Source organism: Acinetobacter brisouii CIP 110357, from assembly GCF_000488275.1.
GTDB lineage: Bacteria > Pseudomonadota > Gammaproteobacteria > Pseudomonadales > Moraxellaceae > Acinetobacter > Acinetobacter brisouii.
This window is the reverse complement of the sequence record NZ_KI530766.1, coordinates 1-6,147: the sequence shown is the minus strand read 5'-3', so window position 1 is coordinate 6,147 and position 6,147 is coordinate 1. Positions and strand designations below refer to the sequence as shown.

Genomic DNA, 6,147 nt, shown 5'->3' with positions numbered 1-6,147 from the left:
TATTCGCTATTCGCTATTCGCTATTCGCTATTCGCTATTCGCTATTCGCTATTCGCTATTCGCTATTCGCTAGCTGCAACAACCATGTTGAGTAGGTTGTATGTAATCATTAATTCAATAAATGTATTTTGGTGTAAGAAAGCGATTATTGTGTCTTTAGAATTACAGTTAAATTCTGATATATAAAAAGATAATAGCTATCTTATAAAAAAGAGTATTTTTATTAAAAATAAAAAGTTCATAAATAACAATAATTTAAATTTAATTGAGTATAAAAAAAGGACAGATAGAGTTGTTGGGGAGAAAAAAGGGTTGCGTTAGAATGGTTATGGTCTATAATGCGTATCCATCGGCGGTGATGCAGATAAAAACTTGTTGATTAACAAGGGCTTAGCTAGATAGATAAGTTTTTAGTTGATTGAATGAGTTTTAAAAAATATCGAAATTACCTGTTGACTTTGTTTTAAAATAGAGTAACATAGCCGACCTAGCTTGATGATGACGAATCATCGAGAAGATCATTAAGAGAATTGGAAGAACAACTTGTGTGGATTTTTATCAGTTGATCAGTCGAATATATATTTCATTGATTGAATTGGTAGAAATTTCTCGAAGTTTATTTGAGCGAATTTTTAGTCAGTAAGATTAATGAGCCAGATTTAGCACTTTTAGTAAAGTGCAATGATTTTAAACTGAAGAGTTTGATCATGGCTCAGATTGAACGCTGGCGGCAGGCTTAACACATGCAAGTCGAGCGGAGCGAAGGTGCTTGCACCTTAGCTTAGCGGCGGACGGGTGAGTAATGCTTAGGAATCTGCCTATTAGTGGGGGACAACGTTTCGAAAGGAACGCTAATACCGCATACGTCCTACGGGAGAAAGCAGGGGATCTTCGGACCTTGTGCTAATAGATGAGCCTAAGTCGGATTAGCTAGTTGGTGGGGTAAAGGCCTACCAAGGCGACGATCTGTAGCGGGTCTGAGAGGATGATCCGCCACACTGGGACTGAGACACGGCCCAGACTCCTACGGGAGGCAGCAGTGGGGAATATTGGACAATGGGCGAAAGCCTGATCCAGCCATGCCGCGTGTGTGAAGAAGGCCTTTTGGTTGTAAAGCACTTTAAGCGAGGAGGAGGCTTCTTTGGTTAATACCCAAAGTAAGTGGACGTTACTCGCAGAATAAGCACCGGCTAACTCTGTGCCAGCAGCCGCGGTAATACAGAGGGTGCAAGCGTTAATCGGATTTACTGGGCGTAAAGCGTGCGTAGGCGGCTAATTAAGTCAAATGTGAAATCCCCGAGCTTAACTTGGGAATTGCATTCGATACTGGTTAGCTAGAGTATGGGAGAGGATGGTAGAATTCCAGGTGTAGCGGTGAAATGCGTAGAGATCTGGAGGAATACCGATGGCGAAGGCAGCCATCTGGCCTAATACTGACGCTGAGGTACGAAAGCATGGGGAGCAAACAGGATTAGATACCCTGGTAGTCCATGCCGTAAACGATGTCTACTAGCCGTTGGGGTCTTTGAGACCTTAGTGGCGCAGCTAACGCGATAAGTAGACCGCCTGGGGAGTACGGTCGCAAGACTAAAACTCAAATGAATTGACGGGGGCCCGCACAAGCGGTGGAGCATGTGGTTTAATTCGATGCAACGCGAAGAACCTTACCTGGCCTTGACATACTAAGAACTTTCCAGAGATGGATTGGTGCCTTCGGGAACTTAGATACAGGTGCTGCATGGCTGTCGTCAGCTCGTGTCGTGAGATGTTGGGTTAAGTCCCGCAACGAGCGCAACCCTTTTCCTTATTTGCCAGCGAGTAATGTCGGGAACTTTAAGGATACTGCCAGTGACAAACTGGAGGAAGGCGGGGACGACGTCAAGTCATCATGGCCCTTACGGCCAGGGCTACACACGTGCTACAATGGTCGGTACAAAGGGTTGCTACCTAGCGATAGGATGCTAATCTCAAAAAGCCGATCGTAGTCCGGATTGGAGTCTGCAACTCGACTCCATGAAGTCGGAATCGCTAGTAATCGCGGATCAGAATGCCGCGGTGAATACGTTCCCGGGCCTTGTACACACCGCCCGTCACACCATGGGAGTTTGTTGCACCAGAAGTAGCTAGCCTAACAGCAATGAGGGCGGTTACCACGGTGTGGCCGATGACTGGGGTGAAGTCGTAACAAGGTAGCCGTAGGGGAACCTGCGGCTGGATCACCTCCTTAACGAAAAGACGGATTGATTGGTAAGAATCCACAACAAGTTGTTCTTCTGGTATATCGAATGGGTCTGTAGCTCAGTTGGTTAGAGCACACGCTTGATAAGCGTGGGGTCACAAGTTCAAGTCTTGTCAGACCCACCAAAGACAATTCGATATAAATTGATGATATAAGCTGGGGACTTAGCTTAGTTGGTAGAGCGCCTGCTTTGCACGCAGGAGGTCAGGAGTTCGACTCTCCTAGTCTCCACCACGAATTCTGAAGATTAGAGTTCGAGCTAAAGATTACAGAATTTAGTAAGAGAAAAACCTGAAGGTTTTATTTTATTAACTTCTGTGATTTAAGTATCACGGTATTAGTGTGATCCGACGAGGGCACATTAACTCATTAACAGATTGGTAAAATTGAGTCTGAAATAAATTGTTCAACTCATTCATTCGAAAGAATGAAATGAGAACTAGCAAATTAACTGAATCAAGCGTTTTGGTATATGAATTAGATTGAAGCTGTACAGTGTTTAGATACACAGTACTTCAAACTGTAAGAGATTGATGAGAAATCATTGATCATGTCTTATTACTACTTGTAGGTAATAACGACTGTTTGGGGTTGTATAGTCAAGTAATTAAGTGCATGTGGTGGATGCCTTGGCAGTCAGAGGCGATGAAAGACGTGATAGCCTGCGAAAAGCTTCGGGGAGGCGGCAAATATCCTGTGATCCGGAGATGTCTGAATGGGGGAACCCACTTACCATAAGGTAGGTATTGCAACATGAATACATAGTGTTGCAAGGCGAACGAGGGGAAGTGAAACATCTCAGTACCCTTAGGAAAAGAAATCAATTGAGATTCCCTCAGTAGCGGCGAGCGAACGGGGATCAGCCCATTAAGTTATATGTGTTTTAGCGGAATGCTCTGGGAAGTGCAACCGTAGAGGGTGATAGTCCCGTACACGAAAGGGCACATATAATGATGACGAGTAAGGCGAGGCACGTGAAACCTTGTCTGAATATGGGGGGACCATCCTCCAAGGCTAAATACTCCTGACTGACCGATAGTGAACCAGTACCGTGAGGGAAAGGCGAAAAGAACCCCTGTGAGGGGAGTGAAATAGATCCTGAAACCGCATGCATACAAGCAGTGGGAGCACCTTCGTGGTGTGACTGCGTACCTTTTGTATAATGGGTCAGCGACTTATATTCAGTGGCGAGGTTAACCGTATAGGGGAGCCGTAGAGAAATCGAGTCTTAATAGGGCGTTTTAGTCGCTGGGTATAGACCCGAAACCGGGTGATCTATCCATGAGCAGGTTGAAGGTTGGGTAACACTAACTGGAGGACCGAACCCACCGTCGTTGAAAAGCCGGGGGATGACTTGTGGATAGGGGTGAAAGGCTAATCAAACTCGGTGATAGCTGGTTCTCCCCGAAAGCTATTTAGGTAGCGCCTCGGACGAATACCATAGGGGGTAGAGCACTGTTTCGGCTAGGGGGTCATCCCGACTTACCAAACCGATGCAAACTCCGAATACCTATGAGTACTATCCGGGAGACAGACTGCGGGTGCTAACGTCCGTAGTCAAGAGGAAAACAATCCAGACCGCCAGCTAAGGCCCCAAAATCATAGTTAAGTGGGAAACGATGTGGGAAGGCATAGACAGCTAGGAGGTTGGCTTAGAAGCAGCCACCCTTTAAAGAAAGCGTAATAGCTCACTAGTCGAGTCGGCCTGCGCGGAAGATGTAACGGGGCTAAAACTATGTGCCGAAGCTGCGGATTTGACATTAGTCAAGTGGTAGGGGAGCGTTCTGTAAGCCGATGAAGGTGGATTGAGAAGTCTGCTGGAGGTATCAGAAGTGCGAATGCTGACGTGAGTAACGACAAAACGGGTGAAAAACCCGTTCGCTGAAAGACCAAGGGTTCCAGTCCAACGTTAATCGGGGCTGGGTGAGTCGACCCCTAAGGCGAGGCCGAAAGGCGTAGTCGATGGGAAATTGGTTAATATTCCAATACTTCTGTGTAATGCGATGAGAGGACGGAGAAGGTTAGGTCAGCCTGGCGTTGGTTGTCCAGGTGAAAGACAGTAGGCATGCATCTTAGGCAAATCCGGGGTGCTCTATGCTGAGAGTTGATAGCAAGCTGTACTTGTACAGTGAAGTGGCTGATACCATGCTTCCAAGAAAAGTCTCTAAGCTTCAGTTACACAGGAATCGTACCCTAAACCGACACAGGTGGTCAGGTCGAGTAGACCAAAGCGCTTGAGAGAACTCTGCTGAAGGAACTAGGCAAAATGGTACCGTAACTTCGGGAGAAGGTACGCTGCTGACGGTGATTCCCCTTGCGGGATGAGCTATTGGCAGCCACAGAAACCAGGCCGCTGCAACTGTTTATTAAAAACATAGCACTCTGCAAACACGAAAGTGGACGTATAGGGTGTGATGCCTGCCCGGTGCTGGAAGGTTAATTGATGGGGTTAGCGTAAGCGAAGCTCTTGATCGAAGCCCCAGTAAACGGCGGCCGTAACTATAACGGTCCTAAGGTAGCGAAATTCCTTGTCGGGTAAGTTCCGACCTGCACGAATGGCATAATGATGGCGGCGCTGTCTCCAGCAGAGGCTCAGTGAAATCGAATTCGCCGTGAAGATGCGGTGTACCCGCGGCTAGACGGAAAGACCCCGTGAACCTTTACTGCAGCTTGACATTGAACTTTGATCTTACTTGTGTAGGATAGGTGGGAGGCTTTGAAGTTGGGACGCCAGTTCCAATGGAGCCATCCTTGAAATACCACCCTGGTAATATTGAGGTTCTAACTCTGTCCCGTGATCCGGGACGAGGACCATGTCTGGTGGGTAGTTTGACTGGGGCGGTCTCCTCCTAAAGAGTAACGGAGGAGTACGAAGGTGCGCTCAGCGTGGTCGGAAATCACGCGTAGAGTATAAAGGCAAAAGCGCGCTTAACTGCGAGACCCACAAGTCGAGCAGGTACGAAAGTAGGTCTTAGTGATCCGGTGGTTCTGTATGGAAGGGCCATCGCTCAACGGATAAAAGGTACTCTGGGGATAACAGGCTGATACCGCCCAAGAGTTCATATCGACGGCGGTGTTTGGCACCTCGATGTCGGCTCATCTCATCCTGGGGCTGAAGCAGGTCCCAAGGGTATGGCTGTTCGCCATTTAAAGAGGTACGCGAGCTGGGTTTAGAACGTCGTGAGACAGTTCGGTCCCTATCTACCGTGGGCGCTGGAAATTTGAGAGGATCTGCTCCTAGTACGAGAGGACCAGAGTGGACGAACCTCTGGTGTACCGGTTGTGACGCCAGTCGCATCGCCGGGTAGCTATGTTCGGAAGGGATAACCGCTGAAAGCATCTAAGCGGGAAGCCTACCTCAAGATAAGATTTCCCTAGGAATTTATTCCTCTAAAGAGCCGTTCGAGACTAGGACGTTGATAGGTTGGGTGTGGAAGCATAGTGATATGTGAAGCTGACCAATACTAATTGCTCGTGAGGCTTGACTATACAACACCCAAGCAGTTGTATATAAAGCTTAAATCGATTCATAAAAGATCAGTTAAATCTGATCTGAAACAAAGAACTTGATTTAGTAAACGCTAGAACATAAAATTCGACTCAGTTAACCAATTTGTTAATAACTCATTTGGTACACAGTACGGTAGCAACAAGATCAACGTGATCTGAGCATAAAACCCGAAAATGTCCATAAACAGTTGTGCTGGCGACCATAGCAAGAGTGAACCACCTGATCCCTTCCCGAACTCAGAAGTGAAACCTCTTAGCGCTGATGGTAGTGTGGGGTTACCCATGTGAGAGTAAGTCATCGCCAGCTCATTATTCTAAGCACCCCCTGACTCAATAGAGCAGGGGGTGCTTTTTTATGCATACCTAAAATGGATTAGTTTAAAAGTTATTTAGATGTT

The 6,147-nt window shown here is 46.8% G+C and carries 2 tRNA genes and 3 rRNA genes; all 5 read left to right on the top strand.

The window, feature by feature from the left end:
- Positions 1 to 689: 689 nt before the first annotated feature.
- The 5 genes from P255_RS14360 (at position 690) to rrf (ending at position 6,056) form a co-directional block, all read left to right on the top strand.
- Positions 690 to 2,227, top strand: a 16S ribosomal RNA gene (locus tag P255_RS14360).
- Between the two features lie 60 nt (positions 2,228 to 2,287).
- Positions 2,288 to 2,364: transfer RNA gene (locus tag P255_RS14355), tRNA-Ile, on the top strand.
- Positions 2,365 to 2,397: 33 nt separating this feature from the next.
- Positions 2,398 to 2,473, top strand: a tRNA-Ala gene (locus P255_RS14350).
- Positions 2,474 to 2,836: 363 nt separating this feature from the next.
- Positions 2,837 to 5,728: ribosomal RNA gene (locus P255_RS14345) — 23S ribosomal RNA — on the top strand.
- 213 nt (positions 5,729 to 5,941) lie between these two features.
- Positions 5,942 to 6,056: ribosomal RNA gene (gene rrf / locus P255_RS14340) — 5S ribosomal RNA — on the top strand.
- The 16S, 23S and 5S rRNA genes sit together here with 2 tRNA genes alongside, the layout of an rRNA operon.
- Positions 6,057 to 6,147 lie beyond the last annotated feature (91 nt).